Below are 23,638 nucleotides of genomic sequence, written 5' to 3' on the forward strand. Positions count from 1 at the left end.
CCCTACGCGTGCTCGGCGCGGCCGTCGACCCGGCGGGGCAGGCCGAGCGGGTTGTCCTCGCGCAGTTCCGGCGGGAGCAGTGCGGGCGGGGTGTCCTGGTAGGCGACCGGGCGCAGCCAGCGTTCGGCGGCGGTGGTGCCGACCGAGGTGGCGGTGGAGGTGGTGGCCGGGTAGGGGCCGCCGTGGTGCTGGGCGGGGGCGACGGCGACGCCGGTGGGCCAGCCGTTGACCACCACCCGTCCGGCCAGCGCGGTGGCGTCGGCCAGCAGCCGGGCGCCGCGGCCCGCGCCGTCCCGGCCCGCGCTCTCGTCGGCGCCGAGCTGGAGGGTCGCCGTGAGGTTGCCGGGGAGCCTGGCGAGTACGGCGGCGACCTCGGCCTCGTCGGTGTAGCGGGCGAGGACGGTGACGGGCCCGAAGCACTCCTCCAGGAGGAGGTCGTGGGTGCCGTCTTCGGCGAGCGCCGCGGCGGGGAGGGTGAGGAATCCGGCGCTGACGGTGTGTTCGCCGCCCGCTCCTGGTGTCACCGGGGCCTGCACGCCGGGGAGCGCGGCGCGGGTGCGGACGCCGTCGAGGAAGGCGTCGCGCATCCGGTGGTCGAGCAGCACCCCGGCCTCGGTGTCGCTGACCGCGGCGGTCAGTGCCGTCAGGAGCCGGTCGCCCGCCTCGCCTTCAGGGGCCAGCACCAGGCCGGGCTTGACGCAGAACTGGCCGGTGCCGAGGGTCATCGCCCCGGCGAGCCCGGCGCCGATCGCCTCGGCGCGTTCCGCCGCGGCGGACTCCGTGACGACGACGGGGTTGAGGCTGCCCAGTTCGCCGTGGAAGGGGATGGGGTGCGGGCGGGCGGCTGCGGCGTCGTGGAGGGCACGGCCGCCGCGTACCGAGCCGGTGAATCCGGCGGCGCACACCTGCGGGTGGCGGACCAGGTCGAGGCCCGCCTGGAAGCCGTGGACCAGGCCGATCACGCCGTCCGGGAGCCCCACGTCGGCGGCTGCCCTGCGCAGCAGCGCGGCGCAGAGTTCGGAGGTGGCCGGGTGGTCGGGGTGTGCCTTGATGACGACGGGGCAGCCGGCCGCCAGGGCGCTGGCGGTGTCGCCGCCCGGCACGGAGAAGGCGAGCGGGAAGTTGCTGGCGGCGTAGACCGCGACGGTGCCCAGCGGGATCTTGTAGCGGCGCAGGTCGGGGCGGGGCGGGGTGAGGGCGGGGTCGGCGTGGTCGATGCGGACGTCGAGGAAGGCGCCCTCGTCGACGCTGTCCGCGAAGGACCGCAACTGGTAGGTGGTGCGGGCCAGTTCGCCGGTGAGCCGGCCGGGGCCGAGCGCGGTCTCGGCGTCGGCGGCTTCGATGACCCGCTCCCCCGCCGCGTCCAGCAGGTCGGCGGCGCGGCGCAGCAGGGCGGCGCGGACGGCCCGGTCGGCGAGGGCGGGGCGGGCGGCGTGCGCGGCCCCTACCGCGGTGTCCACCTCGGCCGCTGTGGCCTCCACCGCAACCTGCTCGCGACGCTTCCCGGTACGGGGGTCGACACTCCAGACTGGTGCTGCTGCCGCTGCTGCCACCGTGCATTCCTCCCGGGCGAACGCTTGCCGCACCCAGGATCCCGTTCTATATGCTGAACAGCGTCCCGGATACTGAATACTTGGGACTCTATGGCGGTCCGAACAGAGGGGTCAAGGCGATGTCAGCTGCCGATACCGGTGGATCGCAGGTCAAGTCCGCGGTACGGACGGTGGAGCTGCTGGAGTACTTCGCCGGCCGCCCCGGCATGCACAGCCTTGCCTCCGTCCAGGAAGCCGTCGGCTACCCCAAGTCCAGCCTGTACATGCTGCTGCGCACCCTCGTCGAGCTGGGCTGGGTCGAGACGGACGGCACCGGCACCCGGTACGGCATCGGCGTCCGCGCCCTGCTGGTCGGCACGTCGTACATCGACGGCGACGAAGTGGTGGCCGCGGCCCGGCCGACCCTGGACCGGCTCTCGGACGACACCACCGAGACCATCCACCTCGCGCGCCTGGACGGCGTGAACGTCGTGTACCTGGCGACCCGTCAGTCCCAGCACTACCTGCGGCCGTTCACCCGGGTCGGCCGCCGACTGCCCGCGCACTCGACCTCGCTGGGCAAGGCGCTGCTCGCCACGTACACCGACGACCAGGTCAGGTCGATGCTGCCGCCGACGCTCGCGGCGCTGACCGAGCACACCCTCACCGACCGCGAGCAGCTGATCGAGGAGCTGCACACGGTGCGCGAGCAGGGCTACGCGGTGGACCGCGAGGAGAACACGCTGGGGCTGCGCTGCTTCGGCGTGGCCATTCCGTACCGCACACCGGCGCGGGACGCCATCAGCTGCTCGGTGCCGGTGGCGCGGCTGACCCCGGCCCACGAGCAGATGATCAAGGACACCCTGTTCGACGCCCGCGACCGGCTGACCCTGGCGACCCGGCGGCTGTGAGCGGGCGGGCGGCCCGTCCGCGGTCGCGCGACGTCGGGGCGCCGCCGATACCACACACGAGCGCGCAGAGCGATCACCCGATCACCGCTACGTCACCGTGTCGCCCGACGCCTTCCACATCCCCGCGCTGACCTGGCACTTTGCTGGACGGCTCGGACGACACGCCCCCCGGGCGGGCGAGTTCTGACCCGGCGTCAGCAGGCTCCGGGCGCGCCGGACCGCTTATCTCGGAGGCAGAAGGCGCGGAACCCCGACGTTCCGGCGGCGCACCGACGTGCCGCGACCGCGCTTCGCGGAGGTTCCTCGCATGCGCTCCACTCGACTGCACCTCGGGTCCGCGCTGGCCGTCGCCGTTCTGGGGCTCGCCCCCGTGCCGGCGCACGCCGACGACTTCGGTGTGGTCGACGCCGCGCCCCGTCCCGCCGTTCCCGGGCACACCGCGACGCTGTCCACGTCGGACTGCCAGGGCGGCGGCCCGGCGCGGGTGGACGCCGGTTCGCTGGGCGCCGGCACCCTCACCCTGATCCCCGGGGCGGACGGCGGCCGGCTGGTCGGCACCCTCCCCGTCAAGCGGGGCCTGGCGTCCGGCAATTACGGCATCAGCGGCAGCTGCCCCGACGGCACTCAGCTCACCGGGGCGGTGAAGGTCGCCGCGGGCACCAAAGCCGCGGCGGGTGCCCGCTCCGGCGCGGCGGCAGGTGGCGGGCCCGGCGGTGAGCGGTACGGGCCCGCCGCATCGGCCCCGCACGCCCCCACGGGACCGCCCCGGGGCATGGTGCACGCCGGGACCGGCAGCACCGGCGACGGCTCCGGCTCCGCCGAGATCGCCGCGGGGGTGGGCGCGTTGCTGGTCGCGGGGGCGGGCGGCATCTGGATGCTGCGCCGCCGACGTACCGGCGAGCGGGCCTGACACCGGCCGGAACACCGTTCGGATACGCCCTCTTGGAGGCAGGGAATCGCGATGGGGATCAGGAGCCGTGTGAGCGGCGGGACGACCGGCATATCCGTACTGACGGTGGCGTCCCTGGGTGCCGGGATCTGGCTCATCGCCACCGGCGCGCAGGCCACCGCGCCGCCCCAGCCTTCCACCGCCCAGGCGTTCGGCGCCCAGGCGGTCGCCCCACGCGGCGCGGGGACCTGGGCGGGGGACGCCGCGGCGCCGCTTCCCGCGGCACGGCCGCTCCGCGTCACGGTGCCGGCCGCCGGCATCGACGCGCCCCTGACCGCGCTGCGCCTGGACGCGCACGGCACCCTCCAGGCGCCGCCCGTGCGGCCGGGGAACCTGGCCGGCTGGTACCGGGACGGCACCGCACCCGGCGCCCGCGGCACCGCCCTGATCGCCGGTCACGTCGACACCGAGGAAGGCCCGGCCGCCTTCCACGACCTGGGGTCGCTGAAGAAGCGCAGCACCGTCGAGGTCCGGCGTGCGGACGGCAGGACCGCGGTGTTCAGCGTGGACGCGGTCGAGGTCTACCGGGGCGACGACTTCCCCGACGCCAAGGTCTACGGTCCCTCCCGGCGGGCCGAGTTGCGCCTGATCACCTGCGGCGGCGGCTTCGACAGACAGCGGCACGCGTACCGCGGCAACGTCGTCGTCTTCGCGCACCTGACCGGCGGCGGGTAACCGCCGCGCAGGGGGGCCACATACGCCGGGGCGGCCCGCGGGAGCCGCCCCGGTCCGGTGTTCAGCGCCGGGCCTGCGCGGGCCCGGCCAGCGCCGTGCGTACGGCGGCCAGGTCCGCTTCGCTCGCCAGACCCGCGTGGTAGAGCCGCAGTTCGGTGGCGCCCAGCGAGGCGGCGTGCGCGGCGTCAGCGGCGAGCGTGCCGGGGCTGCCGCCCATCCCGGAGACCACGGTGAGGTTGGCGGCGACGGCGGCGCCCGCCGCGCCGGGCGCCGCGGCGAACGGGGCGAGCGCGTCCGCCCGCGCCGCCGCGCCGCCGCCGCAGGGCACCACCACGCCGTCCGCGTACCCGAACACCCCGGCCGGGTCCACGCCGGGGTTGGGCCCGCAGCGGTGCGCGGCCGGGTCGGCGTGCAGCAGGATCCGGAACTCCCCGGTGGCCGCCGCGCGGACCGCCGCCACCGCCGCGCGCCTGAGGCCGTCGGCCACCCCGTCGCGCCAGGTGTGTGCCACCGCCGCGCGGTCGGCGCCGAGCAGCGCCTCGACCGCGGCCCACTCACCCGCCCTGCCGTCCGCGGACGACGGGACGGCGGCCCCGGTCCACAGCGGCTCCAATGCGCGGATGACGGCCGCGCGCAACTCCTGTGCCTCCAGGCCGAGTTCGGCATAGCCGCGGCGGCAGACCGGGCAGAAGCACAGCGACATCAGGTACTGCGCGGCGCCGGAGAGCGGCACCCCGCCGATCTTGTCGTGGGCGTGCAGATGCGCCATGCCGTACCAGCCGCAGGACTCCAGCTCGGTGCCACGGGCACCGGGCCTCACCGCCGCCTCCGCCGCGAGCGCGACGAGATGGTCGCGCACCTCGGGGCGGGCGATGCACGGCGCCCAGGGGTAGGGGTCGCCGTAGGCGTTGCGCACGACGGATGACGGATGGTCGGCGCCCAGGCGGGAGTTGTGGGCCAGGACCACCCAGCTGTGCACCTCCAGGCCGGCCCCGGCCAGCGCCCGCGCGGCCTCGCCGAACGGGTCGGGGCCCGGCATCCAGTCCTGGACGCGGGGGCGCAGCTCCCGGCCCGCCCAGTGCGCCGGGTCCGGCGGGTAGAGGACCGCGGAGTGCCGGGCGGTGACGATGCGGTGGCGCGGGTGGCGGGGGGTGAGCGCGCGGGTGGAGTGGTAGGCCGATGCCAGGGTGACCTGCCGGATGCCGAGACCGGCGAGGCGCTGCGCGGCCTCCGGGTCGCCCACCACGTCCCAGGGGTAGAGGAAGGCGGCGGTGCGCATCAGGGGCCGACCCATCCGGCAGGTGCCCCGGGGGCGTCGCCCGCCACCAGCCCGAGGCCGTGCCCGATCAGGGTGCGGAGCGTGTCGAGGTGCGCCGGTTCCGGTTCGGCCAGCGGCGGCCTGACGTGGCCGACGTCCAGGCCGCGCAGCCTTACCCCCGCCTTGACCAGCGATACGGCGTAGCCGCGCCCGCGGTTGCGCAGTTCGACGAGCGGCCGGTAGAAGCCGTCCGTCAGCCGGATGACGGTGGCCTCGTCGCCGGTGGTCAGCGCCCGGTGGAAGGCGAGGGCGATCTCGGGTGCGAAGGCGAAGACGGCCGACGAGTAGAGGCGGACGCCCAGACCACGGTAGGCGGGCCCGGTCAGCTCCGCGGTGGGCAGGCCGTTGAAGTAGAGGAAGTCCTCGTCGGGGGCGTCGGTGCGGACCGCGCTGATGATGCGCTGGAGCAGATCGAGGTCGCCCAGGCCGTCCTTGAGGCCGATGATGCCCGGCGTCCTGGCCAGTCCGACGACGGTGGCCGGGTCGAAGACGGCGTTGTCGCGCTGGTAGACGATGACCGGCAGCTCGGTGGCCGCCGCCACCTCGCGGTAGTGCCGCAGCAGGCCGTCCGCTCCGGCGACGACGAGGTAGGGCGGCATCGCGAGCAGCCCGTCGGCGCCCGCGTCGCGGGCGAGCCGGGCGAACTGCACGGCCAGCGCGGTGCCGTAGCCGGTCCCCGCCACCACCGGCACCTGCCCGGCGGCCTCTTCGGCGGCGGCGGCGACGCAGCGCGCGTACTCCTCGGGGGTGAGCGCGTGGAACTCGCCGGTGCCGCAGCAGGCGAAGACGGCGGCGGCACCCGCGTCGATGCCGCGCCGCACATGGGTGCGGAAGGTGTCCAGGTCCACCGTGCCGTCGGGCGCGTAGGCGGTCACGGGGAAGAACAGCAGTCCGTCGAGTCGGGCGGCGAGTCGGGGGTACGTCCCAGCGGTAGCCGGGGGCGGGTCTGAGGTCACGGGCTCTCCCTGGCGTACTCGTACGTGTGGCGGCGCGTACGCGTCTCTCCTCGCACACCGTCGTGCACGTCTCTGATCTACGTACATATCTCTGAACGCCGTCACGCTAGAGCAGCCTTCCCGCGCCGGTCAAGGGCCCGAAACCACCGCGCCGCGAGCCGAACTGGCCGCCCTGGCCGGTGTCTTGACCTGCCCTGATCGGCGTCCCTACCGTGTCCACACATCTGAATGCTGTCCGCGCATGCAGCCTTGCAGCTCAGCCCGAGGAGCCCGCCCATGACCGCACCCCGCACCGTCCTGCTCACCGGCGCCGCCGGCGGACTCGGCACCCTGATGCGCGCGCTGCTGCCGCCGTACGGCTACCGGCTGCGGCTGTTCGACCAGCGGCCGGTCGCGGACGCCCCGGACGCGATCACCGCCGACCTCGCGGACACGGACGCGCTGCGCGAGGCGGTACGCGGCGTCGACGCGATCATCCATCTCGCGGGCATCTCCCTGGAGGCGCCCTTCGAGAAGATCCTGCGGTCCAACATCGAGGGCACCCACCACCTCTACGAGGCGGCCCGCGAGGAAGGCGTCCGCCGGGTCGTCTTCGCCTCGTCGAACCACGCCGTCGGGTTCACCCCGCGGCCCGCCGACGGATCCGCCGCGATCCCCGTGGACACCCCGCGCCGCCCCGACACCTTCTACGGCCTGTCCAAGGGCTTCGGCGAGGACCTCGCCTCCCTCTACTGGGACCTGCACGGCATCGAGACCGTCTCGCTGCGCATCGGCTCCTGCTTCCCCGAGCCGACGACCGTACGGATGCTGTCGATCTGGCTGAGCCCCGCGGACTGCGCGCGGCTGCTGCACGCGGCCCTGACCGCGCCGCACGTCGGCCACACCGTCGCCTACGCCTCGTCGGCCAACACCCGGCTGTGGTGGGACCTGTCGAGCGCCCGCGCCCTCGGGTACGCGCCGCAGGACGACTCCGAACCGTACGCGCCCGCCCTGCTCGCCGCCCAGGGCGCACTCGACCCGGACAACCCCGAACACGCCCATATCGGCGGGGCGTTCTGCACCGACCCGCCCCTCTGGCCGCACTGACCGGGGCGCGCGGCGGGGCCGCCCGCGCCCCCGGCCCGCCATCCGCCGCGGCCGATCCGCCGCCGCACGCAACGCGCCGCCCTCGGCACGCGTCCTTCAGGGCACAACACCACATCCGAAACACCACGTCACACCGGCAGCGCCGCCATACGGGCGGCGCATCGCAACAGCGCACGGCGCGGCGGCACATCAGCGCGGCACCGCGCAGGAACGAGGAAACGCACCATGGGTATCGTCAGCTGGCTCGTACTGGGACTGGTCGCCGGCGTGATCGCCAAGGTCCTGCTCCCGGGACGCGACCCGGGCGGGCTCGTCGGCACCACCCTGATCGGCATCGTCGGCTCCTTCATCGGCGGCTGGCTGTCCGTCAAGATCCTGGACCGCCCGATACCGAAGGACATCTTCGACCTCTCGACCTGGATCGCGGCCATCGCCGGCGCCCTCGTCCTGCTGATCGCCTACCGGCTGCTGTTCGGCAACTCCCGCGACCGGCGCTGACCCTCCCGGGCGGCCGGGCGGCACGGGAGGCCACGGGTAATGGAACCGTAAAAGCCGGTCGTTCGTTACTGCTGGCATGACCGCTATGACTCCTGGCTCGAACCTCCCGCTCACCTCCGCGCGGGTGGCGGTGGACGTCACCGCTCCCGCGCGGCTGGATGTGTCGGGCCTGTTGCTCACCGCCGACGGCAAGGTGCGCTCCGACGACGACTTCGTTTTCTACAACCAGCCCAGCGGCCCCGGTGTGACCCACAGCTCCGGGGCGGCGGGCGGTGGCGACACCATCACCGTCGACACCGCGGCGGTGCCCGACACCATCGAGAAGATCGTCGTCACGGCGAGCCTGGACGCGCCCGGCGCCACCTTCGCCGGTACGGAACCGACCGGCACCGTCCGCAACGCCGATGACGGCAGCGTGCTCGCCTCCTTCACCCCGCCGCAGCTCGGGGCGGAGACCGCGCTGGTGGTCGTCGAGATCTACCGCCGCAACGGCGCGTGGAAGGTGCGCGCCGTCGGCCAGGGCTACGCCGACGGACTCGCCGGGATCGCCACCGACTTCGGCGTCAGCGTCGAGGAGCCCGAACCGCAGGCCGCGCCCGCCCCGCAGCCGCCGGCCGGTCCGCCGCAGGCCCCCGCGGCGCCGCCCGCCGGCCAGTGGGGACCGCCCACCGGTGCCCCGGCACCGCTCGCCCCGCCGCCCGCCGCGCCCGTGGCCCCGCCCGCCGCGCCTCCGGCGCCGCCCGCACCTGCCCCCGGCGCCGGCAAGATCAACCTCGACAAGGGCCGGGTCAGCCTCCAGAAGAACCAGACCGTCTCCCTGGTCAAGGACGGCGCCCCGCTGCTCAGTTCGGTCGCGATGGGCCTGGGCTGGGAGCCCGCCTTCCGCGGCAAGGACATCGACCTGGACGCCTCGGTCATCGCCTACGGACCGGACCGCAAGAAGGTCGCCAACTGCTTCTTCGGCCGGCTCCAGGTGCTCAACGGCGCGATCCAGCACTCCGGCGACAACCTCACCGGCGACGGCTCCGGCGACGACGAAGTGATCACCGTCCACCTCGGCGGCATCCCCGCTGAGGTCACCGGCCTGGTCTTCACCGTGAACTCCTTCTCCGGCCAGAAGTTCACCGACGTCGCCAAGGCGTACTGCCGGCTCACGGACGCCACGACCGGCGAGGAACTGGTGCGCTTCGACCTGACCGGCGCCGAGCCGCGCACCGGCGTGATGATGGCCAAGCTCATCCGGCAGTTCTCCGGCGAGTGGGAGATGACGGCCATGGGCGAGTTCGTCGACGCGCGCACGGTCCGCGGCATGGTCAAGCCCGGGGCCGCCGCGCTCTGAGCCCGCCGCAGCGCCCCGGAAGGCCCCGCAGGCCCGCGGGCCCTCCGGGGGCCCACGGATCCTTCCGGGGCCCGCGCCCGTGCGCCGCTCCGCCCGCGCCGCTCAGCGCCGGTCCGCCGCCTCCCGCCGGCCACCGCCCGCGCCCGCCAGACCCGCCACCCCGGCGAGACGCTCGTAGGACTCCAGCAGCGGCGCCCGCTCATAGGTGCTGGTCGTGACCAGCACCTCGTCCGCCGCGGTCTCCTCGATCAGGGTGCCCAGCGCGTCGGCGACCTCCTCATCCGTGCCGTACAGCTGCCCGCGCAGCGCCGCGTCGTAGAAGCCGCGCTCCCGCTCCGGCATGGCCCCCGCCGCCGCCTCGGCCTCCGCCGCGGGCCGCAGCGGAGGGAAGACCCCGTGGGTACGCGAGTGGGCCAGGGCGTACGCCTCCGGGAGCAACAGCCGACGGGCCTCGGCGGCGCTGCCGGCCACCGCGACGGTCCCCGAGACGACGACGTACGGCCGGTCCCACAGCGCCGAGGGGCGGAAGGCCGCGCGATAGCCGTCGATCGCCTCCCGCATGCGCTGCCTGCCCCGGACGTCCCCGATCACCAGCGCGAGCCCCGCCTCGGCGGCCGACTGCGCGCCCGCGCCGGTGGCCAGCACGAACGCGGGCACCCGCAGCCCTTCGGCGGGCCAGGCGTGCACCTGCGGGTGGCTGCGCTGGGTGCCGGTGAAGTACCCGGTCAGCTCGGCCAGCCGGTCCCCGAAGTCCTCGGCGGCGTCCTTGTCGGCGCCCAGGGCACGGCGGATGCCGCCGGTGAACCCGACGGACCTGCCCAGGCCCATGTCGATCCGGCCGGGGAAGAGCGATTCCAGCACCCCGAACTGCTCGGCGACGACCAGCGGCCGGTGGTTGGGCAGCATCACGCCGCCGGTGCCGACCCTGATCACGGACGTGGCCGCGGCGACCGCGGCGGCGAGCACGGTGGGCGCGGAGCCGGCCACCCCCGGCACGCTGTGGTGCTCGGACACCCAGAAGCGGTGGTAGCCGAGCCGTTCGGCGTGCCGCGCCAGCGCCACGGTGTCGCGCAGCGCGTCCGCCTGCGGATGCCCCTGCCTGGTGCGGGACCGGTCCAGGACCGAGAATCGTGTCGTCCGTATCGTCGAGCTCACCTCCCCTTCAACACCCGCGCGCGCCCAGGATTCCGCCCACCGTGCCGCACGGCCGGCACCCCGCCCCGCCCCGTACGTCACGGCCTGCACGAGGAGCGTGTGATGACGCAGCAGCCGCCCCCGGACGACGCCGGTCACCCGGAAGGCCCCGACCTCCCCGACCGGGTCACCAAGGTCTACGGCGACTTCGACCTCAGCACCGTCGCCGCCTTCGCCGGCGGCTTCATCAACTTCGGCTACTGGGCCCGGATGCCGCACGCCGGACACCACGGCCCGCTGACCGAGGCCGACCGGATCCGCAGTGAGCAGGACCTCTACCGGCTGGTCCTCGACACCTTCGCGCGCACCGACGGCTGCGACGCCCTGGAGGTCGGCTGCGGCCGTGGCCTCGGCAGCGCGCTGGCCCTCCAGGAGTACGGCTTCGCCTCGGTCACCGGCCTGGACGCCCACCCCGACCAGATCGCCCGCGCCCGCCGCACCCACCCCGACCTGTCGGAGCGTCCCGGCACCGGCCGGCTGGAGTTCGTCCGCGGCGCCGCCCAGCGCATCCCGCTGCCGGACGCCTCCGTCGACTGCGTCTTCTCCGTGGAGGCGGTGCAGCACTTCCGCAATCTGCCCGGCTTCGCGCAGGAGACGGCGCGGGTGCTGCGCCCGCACGGCCGGCTGGCGCTGACCACGTTCTTCGCCCGCACCCCGGGGGCCGCACAGGAACTGCCCGGCCTGCTGCCCGCGTTCGCCGACGGCCTGGACGTACCGCACGTCGTCGACGAGGTGACCCAGGCGCTCGCCGGCGCCGGTCTCGCACACGTGCGGATCCGGTCCGTCGGGGACGGCGTCTGGGAGTGCTACGACCGCTACATGGCCGAGCGTCCCGAACTCCGCGACAAGTGGCCGCGCCGGTATCTGACCGCGTACCGGGACGGCCTGCTGGACTACTACCTCCTCACGGCCGCCGCCACGGGCCGGTGACCGCCGGCCTGATGCCGGTGTCCCAACGGGTGCGTCCGAAGGTGCCGGTGGCGGCGGAACACTCGGCGAAGTCTCTCCGAATGAGCGGCATTGTCATCTCCTGGACGGCCGGTTTCTACTCCCCTGTGCCTGCGCGCACACCGTCCCGCGCGGCGGCGAACGCCGGTTGAACGGGGCGCGTCGGCCGGGAAGCGGTTGCCCTTCGTCAGGTGGTGTCCCGGGTGCCTCCGCCCCCGCGCCGGAAAGCACCCGGACACGCCGACGGGCGGCGCCGACACCCTCCGTGCCCGCACCGCCCGTCTCGCCCGTTCCGGCCCCCGCCGGAGTCAGCTCCCGGCGCGGGACCGCGCCTTGAAGGCGGCCTTGCGGGCCTCCTTGGCGGCCTTCTTGTCGGGGTGCAGCCGGCCCATCGCCTCCAGGACGTCGGCGGTGGCCGGGTGGTCCACCCGCCAGGCGGCGTCGAAGAACCCGCTGTGCTGGCCGGTCAGCCCCTGGACCAGTTCGCGCAGCTCGGCCGCGTCCTCGTCGGCGGTGCCCAGCTGTGCCGCGATGGTGTCGATGGTCAGCCAGAAGATCATGTCCTGGGAGGGCTCGGGGATGCCGGGCAGCGCGCGCTCGGCGAGCCAGACCCGGGCGAGGCCGCCCAGCTGCCGGTCGTCCAGGACGTCCCGCAGCGCGGGTTCGGCGTCCGGCGAGACCAGGGACAGCGTCTGCTGGGCGGCCAGCCTGCGCAGCGGGGCGCGCTCGTCGTCACCGCGGGCGGCGGCGAGCAGGTCCTGTGCGGCGTCCGCCGGGGTGCGGGCGGCGAGCCACTGCTCGGACTCGGCCTGGGCGATTGCCTCGGGGTAGTCGGGCAGCGCGTCCAGCAGGACGTCGGCGCCCTTGTCGGTGAGGTCGCCGAGTGCCGGGGCGTCCACGCCGGCGTCCAGCATCCTGGCGCGGACGGCGTAGATGCCGAGCGGGGTGAGACGGACCAGGCCGTAGCGGGAGACGTCCTCCTCGTCGAGCGGCTCGGCGGCCTTGACCGTCTCGCCGTCCTCGTCCATCTCCTCGATGAGCGCCTCGTCGACCGGCGTGTACGCGACCAGGCCGATCGGCTCCAGCACCCGGAACTGGTCGTCCAGGCGCATCATCGCCTCGGAGACCTCTTCGAGCACGTCGTCGGTGGGCTCCTCCATGTCGTCAGGGACGATCATCGAGGCGGCCAGGGCGGGCAGCGGGACGTCCTGGTCGGGGCCTTCGCCCAGGGCGGTGAGCAGGTAGAGGTTGCCGAGGATGCCGTCGAGCAGCTCGGCCTCCTCCTCGGGGTTCCAGTCGATCGCGTCGAGGTCGAGTTCGCCGCCATCGGCGAGCTGGTCGGCGATGTCGGAGAGGTCGGGGGCGACCGCGTCGGCGAGCACCGTCTCCATGCCGCTGAGCCAGATGTCGAGGACGTCCTGGGGGCTGCCGGAGGTGAGGTCGGCCAGCTCTTCGCTGGGGGTCGCGATGCCGACGGCGACGCTGTCGGTGCGCCCGGCATCCGGCGAGCCGTCGGCCGTACCGCCGTCGGAGTCGTCGGTCTCCTCGATGTCCACCAGGCCGGTGTCCACGGCGAGCTGCCACGCCTCGGCGGTGTGGCCGGGGCCGTCCTCGTCGGCGGCAAGGCCGAGGTGTGCGGTGGCCGCCGCCAGGGACTCCTCCAGGATCTCGCCGCCGACGCCGACGGGCACGCCAGGCTCGGCCCAGCGGGCCAGTGCGGCTGCGCGGGCCATCAGGGGTGCGCTCAGCGCGTCCCTGGCCAGTTCCGCTTCGGAGTGCAGCCGCACCGGCGGCAGGGTCGGGCGGTCTGCGGACATCTGGTGCTCAGCTCCTCGAACGGACTACGGCTCGTGCGACGCCCAAGCGTAGACGGAATTCTCCGTATCCCGGACGGTTCGCCCGCCCGCCCCCCGCCGGTCACCTCGGATGTCTTGACAACTCCCTTGCGCACACAAGAGATTGACGCGCGTAGAGAGCGCCGGTCCCGCTCCGTACGCATCGCCGTCCGCCCCGTTCCCTCTCCATCGGAGGCTCTCCATGCCGTCCCGTCGCCCCTTCCGCAGGCCGGCCGTCGTCGCCGCGGTGACCTGCACCGCGCTCGCCACCGGGCTGCTCGCGCTCCCGCAGACCGCCGCAGCCGCGGGCACCCGGATCCACGACATCCAGGGCAGCACCCGCATCTCGCCGCTGGCGGGCCGGCAGGTCAGCGGCGTCCCCGGCACGGTCACCGCCGTCAGGTCGTTCGGCTCGGCCCGCGGCTTCTGGGTGCAGGACCCGCGTCCCGACGACGACCCGGCGACCAGCGAAGCGGTCTTCGTCTTCACCGGAAAGGAGACGCCGAAGGTCGCCGTCGGAGACGCGGTCACCTTCGCCGGCACGGTCAGCGAGTACTACCCGGGCGGCAAGGACGCCGGGCTCCAGTCCGTCACCGAGATCACCGCGGCGACGTGGAAGGTCATCGCGTCCGGTACCCCGCTGCCGGCCGCCTTCCGCCTCGACGCCGCCGCGGTGCCGCAGCGTTACGCCCCCGACGCCGGCGGCAAAAGCATCGAGTCGCTGCCGCTGCGCCCCGGTTCGTACGCCCTGGACCGCTACGAGTCCCTGGAGGGCATGCGGGTCGCGGTGGCCGACGCGCCCGTCGTCGGCCCGACCAGCAGCCACCACGAGCTGTGGGTCACCGCCGAGCCGCAGCACGCCCGCACCGCCCGCGGCGGCGCGCTCTACAGCTCGTACGCGGACCCCAACTCCGGCCGTGTCAAGGTGGCTTCGCTGCTCCCCCTCGACCAGCACCCGTTCCCTGCGGCCGATGTCGGCGACGAGCTGACCGGCACCACCGAGGGGCCGCTGGACTACGACAGCTTCGGCGGCTACACGCTCCAGGCCACCGCGATGGGCAAGGTCACCGACCACGGGCCGGCCCCCGAGACCACCCGCAAGCAGCAGGCCGACGAGCTGGCGGTGGCCACCTACAACGTCGAGAACCTCTCCCCCGCCGCCCCGCAGGCCAAGTTCGACCGGCTCGCCCAGGCGCTGGTGCACCACCTGTCCGCGCCGGACGTGGTGGCCCTGGAGGAGGTCCAGGACGACAACGGTCCCACCGACGACGGCGTGGTGTCCGCCGGCGCCACCCTCAAGAAGCTCACCGACGCGATCAAGGCGGCCGGCGGCCCGGCGTACGAGGCGCGGCAGATCGATCCGGTCGACGACCAGGACGGCGGGCAGCCGGGCGGCAACATCCGGGTCGCCTTCCTCTTCAACCCCGGCCGGGTGTCCTTCACCGACATCCCGGGCGGCGACGCCACCACCCCGGTGCGAGCGGTCGACGACCACGGCAGGGCCGCGCTCTCCGCGTCGCCAGGCCGGATCGCGCCCAAGGATCCGGCGTGGAAGGACAGCCGCAAGCCGCTGGTCGGCCAGTTCTCCGTCAAGAACCGCCCCGGCAGCCGGGTGTTCGTGGTCGCCGACCACTTCAACTCCAAGGGCGGCGACCAGGGACTGGACAGCCGTTTCCAGCCACCGGCGCGCAGCTCCGAGACCCAGCGCACCGCACAGGCCCGCCTGGTGAACGGTTTCGTCAAGGACCTGCTGGCCAAGGACCCGAAGGCCGATGTGGTGGTGGCGGGCGACCTCAACGACTACCAGTTCTCGCCCGCCCTGAAGGCCCTCACCGCCGACGGGGTGCTCACCGACCTCGTGAACGGGCTGCCGCGCGACGAGCGCTACGGCTACGTCTACAACGGCAATTCGCAGGTGCTCGACCACATGCTCACCAGCAGCCACCTGACCAGGACCGACTACGACATCGTGCACATCAACGCCGAGTACGCGGACCAGGCCAGCGACCACGACCCGCAGGTGCTGCGGATCCGGCCGTGAGCAGCCGCGGAAGGACGTGAAGGACGCAGCGGCGCGGTAGGCGGCCGGTGCCGGTCAGGGGCTCCCGGCGCGGCTCACCAGCCGTCCGGTCCTGGCCCTGCGGACCGCCCCGGCCCGTGCGGCGGCTGCGGCAGGCCCGGCGCCTGCCGCGGCCCTTCCTCCGTCGTGAACCGCGGGGGCGGCGGCCCGAATCCGCCGCCGGGTGCGGCCGGTACCTGCGGGTGCCGGGCGGCGCCCGGTGCGTACGGCGGGCCGCCCGCCTGCGGCTGCCCGTGGGGGCCGGGGGCGCCCGCGTCCGTGCCGTCGGCCGGTGCCTCTTCCTCGTCCGGCACCAGATCCCGCACCAGCAGCGTCGCGCCGGCCACCGCGCCCGGCATCAGGACCACCGCGACGAACGGGATGAGGAACAGCAGCACGATCGGGGTGCCGAAGCCGACGGCGAGCGCCTTGCGCCCGCGCAGCAGCCGCAGCCGCTCGCGCACCGGGATGTCGCGGCGCTGCATCGCCACCGACGTCAGCTCGACGGCGAGGAAGAAGCCGGAGACGCAGAAGCCGACCGCCGGGATCACGGTCTGCCCGATGAACGGTACGAAGCCCAGGACGAACAGCACGATCCCGAACGGCGCGGCGCGCAGCAGCACATGGACGCTGTCCCGCAGCGCGATCCAGATCTCCCGCCACAGCGGCCGGTCGGGGCTCCGGGGGCAGCGCCCCTCGGACTCCTCGACCTGCTCCGACAGCGCCTCGTAGAACGGGTCGCCGATCAGCAGCGTGACCGCGGTGAAGGTCAGCACGGACAGCAGCAGCCCGGCGGCGACGAGCAGCGCCACGAACAGGCCGCGCAGCAGGCCCTGCCACGGGGAGCTCCAGCCGTCGGCGAACGGCGTGGCCCAGGCGGCGATGTCGCCCGACCACAGGACGAGCACGGTGAGCACGGCGGCGTACAGCACGAGGGCGATCAGCGCGGGTATCAGCCCGAAGCCCCACCAGCGGCCGTGTCCCGCGACCCAGCGCTGGCCCCTGCCCAAGTACCGCATCCCCGTTACAAGATCACGCATGGCATCACCTTACGGTGGCGCGCGGCTCACGTGACACGCCCATGCCAGTTTTACCCGGCCGCGGCGGACGCCTGGCCGTGTCCCGCGACCACCCGCAACCGGCCGCCCGCGAGCCGCGCGAAATCGCCGAAGCGCACCGTGTCCCGCCCCGCCGCGCACCCGGCGCAGGCCCCGGCCAGCGCCCGGCAGCCGGCCCGCCCCGGGCCCGCGTCGACGAACACCTCGGGCGGCCGCCCGCAGCCGCACGGCCCGACGTGCAGGCTCCGCACCCGCTGGCGCGCGTACCGCATCCCCCGCTCGTACCGGATGCACCCGCCGAGCGCCGTGATCTCCAGCAGCGCGGTACGCCGGTGGGCAGCCGCGCGGGTCAGGGCCAGTGCGTCGGCGCGGCGGTGCAGCGCGTGGAATCCGCAGTCGCAGCGCGGCGCGGGGCTGGGGTGCCGGCGGCCGTACGCGCAGCGGGCGTCGGCCAGGACGCCGTACGGGAGCGCGCCGCCGACCGAGACGCCGGTGAAGCCGGTGCGGGTGCCGTCGCGGGAGAGCAGGGGGTGGGCGAGCTTGTAGCCGCGCGCCGGTCCTTCGGGCCCCGGCTCCGGTGGGCACGGCCGCGCCGACGTGCCGGTGAACTCCCCGCCCAGCCGCATGGCGCCTCCCGGTACGGCCCGTCGGAGACCGTCCCGCCATGGTGGCCCCGCCGCACCGTGTGGGCACCGGCCCGTTCCGGCCATCGCGGACGGCGCGCAGGGTCGTCGGACGCAGCGCGCCCCCGTACGGTCCGTCTCCGGTCCGTACGGGGGCGCCCGGTGCGGGCGGGGGCTGTGCCGCCCCGCGCCGCGCGGTCAGTTGTGGCTGTGCAGCACCTCGTTGAGGCCGCCCCACACCGCCTTGTTCGGCCGGGCCTCGACGGCGCCTGTGGTGGAGTTGCGGCGGAAGAGGATGTGGTCGGCGCCGGACAGTTCCAGCGCCTTGACGATCTGGCCGTCGGGCAGGGTGACGCGGGTGCCGGCGGTCAGGTACAGGCCGGCCTCGACGATGCACTCGTTGCCGAGGGCGATGCCGATGCCGGACTCCGCGCCGAGCAGGCAGCGCTCGCCGATCGAGATGATCTGCTTGCCGCCGCCGGACAGGGTGCCCATGGTGGAGGCGCCGCCGCCGACGTCGGAGCCGTCGCCGATGACGACACCGGCGCTGATCCGGCCCTCGATCATGGAGGTGCCCAGCGTGCCGGCGTTGAAGTTGACGAAGCCCTCGTGCATGACGGTGGTGCCGGCCGCGAGGTGCGCGCCGAGGCGGACCCGGTCGGCGTCCCCGATCCGTACGCCGGTGGGCACGACGTAGTCGGTCATCCGCGGGAACTTGTCGACGCTGGTGACCTGGAGGGGCAGCCCCGCGGCGCGGGCGTTCAGCCGCACCGTCTCCACCTGGTCGACGGCCACCGGGCCGAGCGTGGTCCAGGCGACGTTCGCCAGCAGCCCGAACTGGCCCTCCAGGCTCTGCCCGTGCGGCTTGACCAGCCGGTGGCTGAGCAGGTGCAGCCGCAGGTAGACGTCGTGCGCGTCCAGCGGCTTGTCGTCCAGCGAGGAGATGACCGTACGGACGGCCACGACCTCGACACCGCGGACCGGGTCAGGGCCGATGGCCTTCGGCGCCGCGGCGCCCAGCAGCTCGGCGGCGCGCTCGCCGGTCAGGCGCTCGGTGCCGGCCGGGCCGGGCGAGGCGGCCAGCTCGGGCGCCGGGAACCAGGTGTCGAGAACGGTGCCGTCGGGGGTGACGGTGGCGAGCCCGGAGGCGACGGCGCCGGTGGTACGGGGGGTAGCAGCATCGGTCATGCCGAAAACCTAACCGGAGGGCGCCCGCCGAGGCGAACCGGTCTCAGCGACCGGGCCGCCCGTACCTTCATTCCTCGCCCAGCACACCGGCCAACCCGGCCCGCACGGTGGCGCGTTCGAAGGGCAGCCCGGTGAGCAGGTGCTGGAGCAGCAGGCCGTCGGTGAAGGCCACCACGGCGCGCGCGGTCGGTACGTCGCCGATGCGCCGGGCGAGCAGCCGCACCATGCCCTCCAGGCACTCGGCGGCGATCGGCCGGACCGCTTCGTGCCGCAGCGCCGCCAGGTACAGCTCGTACTCCAGCTCCACCCGGGAGCGGTCGCCCGCCAGGCTCTCCTCGATGAGCCGGGTCACCTCGTCGGCGAGCGGCACCGCGGGGTCGATGCCGTCCGCCCAGCGCGCGAAGTCGGCCAGCCAGCCGCGGTTGACCTGCTGCAGGGCCGCCACCAGCAGTTCGTCGAGCGTCGCGAAGTGATACGTCGTCGAGCCCAGCGGCACGTCCGCGGCGGCGGCCACCGCGCGGTGGCTGAGTCCGGCGATGCCGCGTTCGCCGACCACGCCGATCGCCGCGTCGATCAGGCGCTGGCGCCGGTCCGGGTCGTAGCGCCGCGCCATCAGTGCGCACCGCCCAGATTCAGCACCACGACGCCGGCGATGACCAGCAGCACCCCGAGGATCTTCAGGGCGCTCGTGCTCTCCCCCAGGAACACCATGCCGATCGCCGCGATCAGCGCGGTGCCGGCGCCGGCCCAGATCGCGTAGGCGGTGCCGATGCTCATCGACTTGAGGGTCTGGGCGAGCAGCGCGAAGGCCACGAGGTACCCGGCCGCGGTACCGAGCGAGGGCCACAGCTTGCTGAAGCCGTCGCTGTACTTCATCGCGGTGGTCGCGAGTATCTCGCAGAGGATCGCGCCGGACAGCGTCAGATAGGCCATGCGTACGAGCGTACACAACGATGCGTACGGATGTACATAGCCGTCCGGGTCCTGTATCCCGCCCGAGCGCAGAAACGGCCCTGCCCGCCAGAGGTCTGGCGGGCAGGGCCGTAAGAGCGCGACGGGCGCGGGAATCAGACGTTGAACCCCAGGGCGCGCAGCTGCTCGCGGCCGTCGTCGGTGATCTTGTCCGGGCCCCACGGGGGCATCCAGACCCAGTTGATCTTCAGCTCGTTGACGATGCCGTCCGTGGCGGACTTCGCCTGGTCCTCGATGACATCGGTCAGCGGGCAGGCCGCGGACGTCAGCGTCATGTCGATGGTGGCGATGTTGGAATCGTCGACGTGAATGCCGTAGATCAGGCCGAGGTTGACGACGTCGATGCCCAGCTCGGGGTCGACGACGTCGTACAGCGCCTCGCGGACCTCTTCCTCCGAGGCCGGCTTGGTCAGGGTGTTCTCGGGTGTTTCGGTCATGCGGTCTTCGCCTCCTCGGAGAGGGCCTTGGCCGTGGCGTCCTTCCAGGCCATCCAGCTGAGCAGCGCGCACTTCACGCGCGCCGGGTACTTCGAGACGCCGGCGAAAGCCACCGCGTCCTCCAGCACCTCTTCCATCGCGTCGTCCGGCTCGATCTTGCCCTTCGACTGCATCAGCTCCAGGAACGTCTCCTGGATCCGCTGCGCCTCGCCGAGCTCCTTGCCGACGAGCAGGTCATTGAGCACCGATGCGCTGGCCTGGCTGATGGAGCAGCCCTGCCCTTCGTAGGACACATCGTCAATGGTCGTGCCGTCGTACTTCACGCGCAGGGTGATCTCGTCCCCGCAGGTGGGGTTGACGTGGTGCACCTCGGCGTCGCCGTCCCGAAGACCGCGCCCGTGCGGGTGCTTGTAGTGGTCCAGGATGACGTCCTGGTACATCGAATCCAGCTTCACGACTCAGTCAGTCCTCGTCCTCATCCGCTGTGCGTGATCAACCGCTGTGTTGTCTAACCGAAGAAGTTGCGGACGTACTCCAGGCCCTCGACCAGGGCGTCGACCTCGGCCGGGGTGGAGTACAGATAGAACGACGCCCGCGTGGTCGCAGGAATTCCGTACCGCAGGCAGACCGGCCGCGCGCAGTGGTGACCGACCCGGACCGCGATGCCCTGCTCGTCGAGCACCTGGCCGACGTCGTGCGGGTGGATGTCGCCGAGCGTGAAGGAGATCGCCGCGCCGCGGTCCTCGGCCGTGCTCGGGCCGATGATGCGCAGGTCCGGGACCTCAAGCAGCCGCTTGACGGCGTACTCGGTGATCACGTGCTCGTGCTCGGCGATCCGGTCCATGCCGATGCCCGAGAGGTAGTCCACGGCCGCGCCGAGGCCGACGGCCTGAGCGATCGGGGGCGTACCCGCCTCGAACTTGTGCGGCGCGGGCGCGTAGGTCGACGAGTGCATCGACACGGTCTCGATCATCTCGCCGCCGCCGAGGAACGGCGGGAGGTCCTCCAGCAGTTCCTGGCGGCCCCACAGCACGCCGATGCCGGTCGGGCCGCACATCTTGTGGCCGGTGAAGGCCACGAAGTCGGCCTGGAGCGCCTGGACGTCCAGCACCATGTGCGGGGCGGCCTGCGAGGCGTCGATGAGGACGAGCGCGCCGACCTCCTGCGCCCGGCGCACGATCGCCTCGACCGGGTTGATCGTGCCCATCAGGTTCGAGACCAGGGTGAACGAGACGATCTTCGTCCGCTCCGTGATGACCTCGTTGATGCCGGACAGGTCGAGACGGCCGTCGTCGGTGAGGCCGAACCACTTCAGCTTCGCGCCGGTGCGCTGCGAGAGCAGCTGCCACGGCACGATGTTGGAGTGGTGCTCCATCTCCGTGATGACGATCTCGGTGTCGCGGTCGACCCGGTAGGGCTCATCGGCCCAACCGAGCATGTTCGCCACGAGGTTGAGCGACTCCGAGGCGTTCTTGGTGAAGATCACCTCGTCGCGGCTCGGGGCGTTGATGAAGGCGGCGACCTTGTCGCGGGCGCCTTCATACAGAGCCGTGGCCTCCTCGGCGAGCACATGGACGCCGCGGTGGACGTTGGCGTTGTAGCGCTCGTAGTACTCACTGAGCACGTCGATGACCTGGCTCGGCGTCTGGGACGTCGCCGCGCTGTCCAGGTAGACGAGCTGCTTCCCCTCATGGACCTCGCGGGCCAGGATCGGGAAGTCCTTACGGATCGCCTCGGTGTCGAGGAGGCCGGGCATCTGTGTCACGCGTGTGCGCCACCCTTCGTGTACTCCTCGTAGCCCTCGGCCTCCAGCTTGTCGGCCAGCTCGGCGCCACCGGACTCGGCGATGCGGCCGTTGGCGAACACGTGCACGTGGTCGGGCTTGATGTAGCGCAGGATGCGCGTGTAGTGCGTGATCAGCAGGGTGCCGACCTCACCGGTCTCGCGGACGCGGTTGACGCCTTCGGAGACGGTGCGCAGGGCGTCGACGTCCAGGCCGGAGTCGGTCTCGTCGAGGATCGCGATCTTCGGCTTGAGCAGCTCCAGCTGAAGGATCTCGTGGCGCTTCTTCTCACCGCCGGAGAAGCCCTCGTTGACGTTGCGCTCGGCGAACGCGGGGTCCATGGACAGGCGCTCCATGGCCTCCTTGACCTCCTTGACCCACAGCCGCAGCTTGGGGGCCTCGCCGCGGATCGCCGTGGCCGACGTCCGCAGGAAGTTGGAGACGGAGACGCCGGGGACCTCGACCGGGTACTGCATGGCCAGGAAGACGCCGGCGCGGGCGCGCTCGTCGACGGACATCTCCAGGACGTCCTCGCCGTCGAGGGTGACGGTGCCGCCGGTGATCGTGTACTTGGGGTGACCCGCCAGCGAGTAGGCGAGGGTCGACTTGCCGGAGCCGTTGGGGCCCATGATGGCGTGCGTCTCGCCCTGCTTCACGGTCAGGTCGACGCCCTTCAGGATCTCGCGCGGGCCGTTCTCGGCCTCGACGGAGACGTGCAGGTCGTGGATCTCAAGCGTTGCCATGGGGAACTCAGGACTCCTGGGTGACGGAGACGAGCACGGATGCGTCCGGGCCCTCTCCTTCGATCTTGACGGGGTAAACGGGGACGGGGCGGGTCGCGGGGAGACCGGACGGCTTGCCGGTGCGCAGGTCGAAGCTCGAACCGTGCAGCCAGCACTCGATCGAGCAGTCCTCGACCTCGCCCTCCGACAGCGAGACGTTCGCGTGCGAGCAGATGTCGTTGATCGCGAACACCTCGCCCTCGGTGCGGACGAGGGAGACCGGCGTGCCGTCGATCTCCACCCTCTTGGGGGTGTCCTCCGCCAGCTCGCTCAGGGCCGCCACGCGTACGTAACTCATGCCGCGGACGCTTCCAGCTCGGCCTCGATCTTGCTCATGAGGCGCTCCTCGACGTCCGGCAGGCCGATCTGCTGGACCAGCTCGGCGAAGAAGCCGCGGACGACCAGCCGGCGGGCCTCGTCGGCCGGGATGCCGCGGGCCATCAGGTAGAACAGCTGCTCGTCGTCGAAGCGGCCGGTCGCCGACGCGTGTCCCGCGCCGACGATCTCGCCGGTCTCGATCTCCAGGTTGGGGACCGAGTCGACCCGCGCGCCGTCGGTGAGGACGAGGTTGCGGTTCAGCTCATAGGTGTCCGTGCCGGTCGCGGCTGCCTGGATCAGCACGTCGCCGATCCAGACGGCGTGCGCGTCCTGGCCCTGGAGCGCGCCCTTGTACGTGACGTGCGAGCGGCAGTTCGGCGCCTCGTGGTCGACCATGAGGCGGTGTTCCTGGTGCTGGCCCTGCTCCGTGAAGTAAAGGCCGTACAGCTCGGCCTCGCCGCCGGGGCCCGCGTAGGTGATGCGCGGGTGCAGCCGGACGAGGTCGCCGCCGAAGGTGACCACCACGGACTTGAAGGTGGCGTCCCGGCCGACCAGCGCGTTGTGCTGGCCGACGTGCACCGCGGTGTCGTCCCAGTCCTGGACGGAGACGACGGTCAGCTTGGCGCCGTCGCCGATGAGGAAGTCGACGTTGGCGGCGAGCACGGCGTCGCCGGTGTGGTCGATGACGACGACCGCCTCGGCGAACGCGCCCACCTCGATGACCTGGTGGCCGAAGGCGGTGCCGCCGTCGCCCTGGACGGCGATCCGGATCGGCTCGTCGAGCTGGGCGTCCTTGGGCACCGAGATGACCGAAGCCTTCTCGAAGGAGCTGTACGCCTGGGCGGCGACACGGTCCACGGGCTTGCCGGCCTTGCCGACCCGCGGGTCGTCGCGGCCCACCAGCTCGTGGGTGACGCCCTCCGGCGCCGTGATGTTGATCCTCAGGTCCGCGCCGCCCGCGACGGCGCTGCCGTCGTGCAGGCCCTTCAGGCGCGCGAGGGGCGTGAAGCGCCACTCCTCCTCGCGGCCGTGCGGCACCGGGAAGTCGGCCACGTCATAGGACGGCGGCGCGCTCATCCGGGTGGCAACGGTGGACTCCGCGGCCACCGCGATGGAACCGGTGGTCGTGGAACCCGCCGGGATGTTCTGAGCCTCAGCCATGGCTGTCGTCGTGCTC

General features: G+C 73.3%; 24 protein-coding genes. 8 read left to right on the forward strand and 16 right to left on the reverse strand.

The features are described from left to right. Nucleotides 1–2 precede the first annotated feature (2 nt). Complete coding sequence (locus ACGFNI_RS00400; protein ID WP_393679190.1) at nt 3–1,553, reverse strand: aldehyde dehydrogenase (NADP(+)); 1,551 nt, start codon at nt 1,551–1,553, stop codon at nt 3–5. Between the two features lie 119 nt (nt 1,554–1,672). Here ACGFNI_RS00400 and ACGFNI_RS00405 point away from each other — a divergent pair, with 119 nt between their 5' ends. The 3 genes from ACGFNI_RS00405 to ACGFNI_RS00415 all read left to right on the forward strand — a co-directional run bounded on the left by ACGFNI_RS00405 (nt 1,673) and on the right by ACGFNI_RS00415 (nt 4,067). After that, complete coding sequence (locus ACGFNI_RS00405; RefSeq protein WP_393679192.1) at nt 1,673–2,443, forward strand: IclR family transcriptional regulator; 771 nt, start codon at nt 1,673–1,675, stop codon at nt 2,441–2,443. 307 nt (nt 2,444–2,750) lie between these two features. After that, nucleotides 2,751–3,353 carry a hypothetical protein gene (locus tag ACGFNI_RS00410; protein WP_393679194.1) on the forward strand — a complete coding sequence of 201 codons (603 nt, stop codon included), beginning with the start codon at nt 2,751–2,753 and terminating at the stop codon, nt 3,351–3,353. A 51-nt stretch (nt 3,354–3,404) separates the two neighbouring features. After that, complete coding sequence (locus ACGFNI_RS00415; protein WP_393679196.1) at nt 3,405–4,067, forward strand: class F sortase; 663 nt, start codon at nt 3,405–3,407, stop codon at nt 4,065–4,067. A 61-nt stretch (nt 4,068–4,128) separates the two neighbouring features. Here the strand turns inward: ACGFNI_RS00415 and ACGFNI_RS00420 are convergent, their stop codons facing one another. Continuing rightward, a complete protein-coding gene (locus tag ACGFNI_RS00420) occupies nt 4,129–5,346 on the reverse strand; it encodes a hypothetical protein (protein ID WP_393679198.1) in 1,218 nt (405 codons plus the stop codon). Beyond that, complete coding sequence (locus tag ACGFNI_RS00425; protein ID WP_393679200.1) at nt 5,346–6,341, reverse strand: 5-dehydro-4-deoxyglucarate dehydratase; 996 nt, start codon at nt 6,339–6,341, stop codon at nt 5,346–5,348. Before ACGFNI_RS00425 ends, ACGFNI_RS00420 begins: the two co-directional genes overlap by 1 nt. A 276-nt stretch (nt 6,342–6,617) precedes the next feature. Here ACGFNI_RS00425 and ACGFNI_RS00430 point away from each other — a divergent pair, with 276 nt between their 5' ends. The 3 genes from ACGFNI_RS00430 (at nt 6,618) to ACGFNI_RS00440 (ending at nt 9,264) form a co-directional block, all read left to right on the forward strand. Continuing rightward, nucleotides 6,618–7,427 carry an NAD-dependent epimerase/dehydratase family protein gene (locus tag ACGFNI_RS00430; RefSeq protein WP_393679201.1) on the forward strand — a complete coding sequence of 270 codons (810 nt, stop codon included), beginning with the start codon at nt 6,618–6,620 and terminating at the stop codon, nt 7,425–7,427. Between the two features lie 225 nt (nt 7,428–7,652). After that, on the forward strand, nt 7,653–7,925 hold the full coding sequence (locus ACGFNI_RS00435) for a GlsB/YeaQ/YmgE family stress response membrane protein (RefSeq protein WP_393679203.1): 273 nt from the start codon (nt 7,653–7,655) through the stop codon (nt 7,923–7,925). Between the two features lie 85 nt (nt 7,926–8,010). Then, nucleotides 8,011–9,264 carry a TerD family protein gene (locus ACGFNI_RS00440; RefSeq protein ID WP_393680290.1) on the forward strand — a complete coding sequence of 418 codons (1,254 nt, stop codon included), beginning with the start codon at nt 8,011–8,013 and terminating at the stop codon, nt 9,262–9,264. A gap of 102 nt (nt 9,265–9,366) precedes the next feature. Here the strand turns inward: ACGFNI_RS00440 and ACGFNI_RS00445 are convergent, their stop codons facing one another. Next, nucleotides 9,367–10,419 carry an MsnO8 family LLM class oxidoreductase gene (locus ACGFNI_RS00445; RefSeq protein WP_393679204.1) on the reverse strand — a complete coding sequence of 351 codons (1,053 nt, stop codon included), beginning with the start codon at nt 10,417–10,419 and terminating at the stop codon, nt 9,367–9,369. Between the two features lie 102 nt (nt 10,420–10,521). Here ACGFNI_RS00445 and ACGFNI_RS00450 point away from each other — a divergent pair, with 102 nt between their 5' ends. Continuing rightward, nucleotides 10,522–11,388 carry a class I SAM-dependent methyltransferase gene (locus ACGFNI_RS00450; RefSeq protein WP_393679205.1) on the forward strand — a complete coding sequence of 289 codons (867 nt, stop codon included), beginning with the start codon at nt 10,522–10,524 and terminating at the stop codon, nt 11,386–11,388. A 326-nt stretch (nt 11,389–11,714) separates the two neighbouring features. On the opposite strand, the gene ACGFNI_RS00455 is transcribed toward ACGFNI_RS00450, so the two are convergent. After that, nucleotides 11,715–13,223 (reverse strand): hypothetical protein, encoded by a 1,509-nt coding sequence (locus ACGFNI_RS00455; protein WP_393679207.1) that lies wholly within the window; start codon nt 13,221–13,223, stop codon nt 11,715–11,717. 220 nt (nt 13,224–13,443) lie between these two features. On the opposite strand from ACGFNI_RS00455, the gene ACGFNI_RS00460 reads away from it, so the two are divergent. Continuing rightward, on the forward strand, nt 13,444–15,282 hold the full coding sequence (locus ACGFNI_RS00460) for an endonuclease/exonuclease/phosphatase family protein (protein WP_393679209.1): 1,839 nt from the start codon (nt 13,444–13,446) through the stop codon (nt 15,280–15,282). A 74-nt stretch (nt 15,283–15,356) separates the two neighbouring features. Here ACGFNI_RS00460 and ACGFNI_RS00465 read toward each other — a convergent pair whose 3' ends face one another. The 11 genes from ACGFNI_RS00465 to sufD form a co-directional block, all read right to left on the reverse strand. After that, nucleotides 15,357–16,340, reverse strand: a complete 984-nt coding sequence (locus ACGFNI_RS00465) for an EI24 domain-containing protein (RefSeq protein WP_393679211.1) — start codon at nt 16,338–16,340, stop codon at nt 15,357–15,359. A gap of 50 nt (nt 16,341–16,390) precedes the next feature. Beyond that, entirely contained in the window at nt 16,391–16,984 is a 594-nt protein-coding gene (locus ACGFNI_RS00470; protein ID WP_393679212.1) for a hypothetical protein, read from the reverse strand. A gap of 195 nt (nt 16,985–17,179) precedes the next feature. After that, nucleotides 17,180–18,169, reverse strand: coding sequence for a 2,3,4,5-tetrahydropyridine-2,6-dicarboxylate N-succinyltransferase (dapD, locus tag ACGFNI_RS00475; RefSeq protein WP_393679214.1), 990 nt, complete (start codon nt 18,167–18,169; stop codon nt 17,180–17,182). A gap of 67 nt (nt 18,170–18,236) precedes the next feature. Next, nucleotides 18,237–18,782 (reverse strand): TetR/AcrR family transcriptional regulator, encoded by a 546-nt coding sequence (locus ACGFNI_RS00480; RefSeq protein ID WP_393679216.1) that lies wholly within the window; start codon nt 18,780–18,782, stop codon nt 18,237–18,239. Next, a complete protein-coding gene (locus ACGFNI_RS00485) occupies nt 18,782–19,102 on the reverse strand; it encodes a DMT family transporter (protein ID WP_393679217.1) in 321 nt (106 codons plus the stop codon). Before ACGFNI_RS00485 ends, ACGFNI_RS00480 begins: the two co-directional genes overlap by 1 nt. Before the next feature lie 134 nt (nt 19,103–19,236). After that, nucleotides 19,237–19,578 carry a metal-sulfur cluster assembly factor gene (locus tag ACGFNI_RS00490; RefSeq protein WP_393679219.1) on the reverse strand — a complete coding sequence of 114 codons (342 nt, stop codon included), beginning with the start codon at nt 19,576–19,578 and terminating at the stop codon, nt 19,237–19,239. Next, a complete protein-coding gene (gene sufU / locus ACGFNI_RS00495; protein ID WP_227045783.1) occupies nt 19,575–20,033 on the reverse strand; it encodes a Fe-S cluster assembly sulfur transfer protein SufU in 459 nt (152 codons plus the stop codon). The genes ACGFNI_RS00490 and sufU overlap by 4 nt, the downstream gene beginning before the upstream one ends. A gap of 53 nt (nt 20,034–20,086) precedes the next feature. After that, nucleotides 20,087–21,343 (reverse strand): cysteine desulfurase, encoded by a 1,257-nt coding sequence (locus tag ACGFNI_RS00500; RefSeq protein WP_393679220.1) that lies wholly within the window; start codon nt 21,341–21,343, stop codon nt 20,087–20,089. Beyond that, nucleotides 21,340–22,104 carry a Fe-S cluster assembly ATPase SufC gene (gene sufC, locus ACGFNI_RS00505; protein WP_393679221.1) on the reverse strand — a complete coding sequence of 255 codons (765 nt, stop codon included), beginning with the start codon at nt 22,102–22,104 and terminating at the stop codon, nt 21,340–21,342. The genes ACGFNI_RS00500 and sufC overlap by 4 nt, the downstream gene beginning before the upstream one ends. A 7-nt stretch (nt 22,105–22,111) precedes the next feature. Continuing rightward, complete coding sequence (locus ACGFNI_RS00510) at nt 22,112–22,441, reverse strand: non-heme iron oxygenase ferredoxin subunit (RefSeq protein WP_393679223.1); 330 nt, start codon at nt 22,439–22,441, stop codon at nt 22,112–22,114. Next, nucleotides 22,438–23,622 carry a Fe-S cluster assembly protein SufD gene (sufD, locus tag ACGFNI_RS00515; RefSeq protein ID WP_393679224.1) on the reverse strand — a complete coding sequence of 395 codons (1,185 nt, stop codon included), beginning with the start codon at nt 23,620–23,622 and terminating at the stop codon, nt 22,438–22,440. The genes ACGFNI_RS00510 and sufD overlap by 4 nt, the downstream gene beginning before the upstream one ends. Nucleotides 23,623–23,638: the final 16 nt, after the last annotated feature.

The organism is Streptomyces sp. NPDC048644 (assembly GCF_043199105.1).
Classification (GTDB): domain Bacteria; phylum Actinomycetota; class Actinomycetes; order Streptomycetales; family Streptomycetaceae; genus Streptomyces.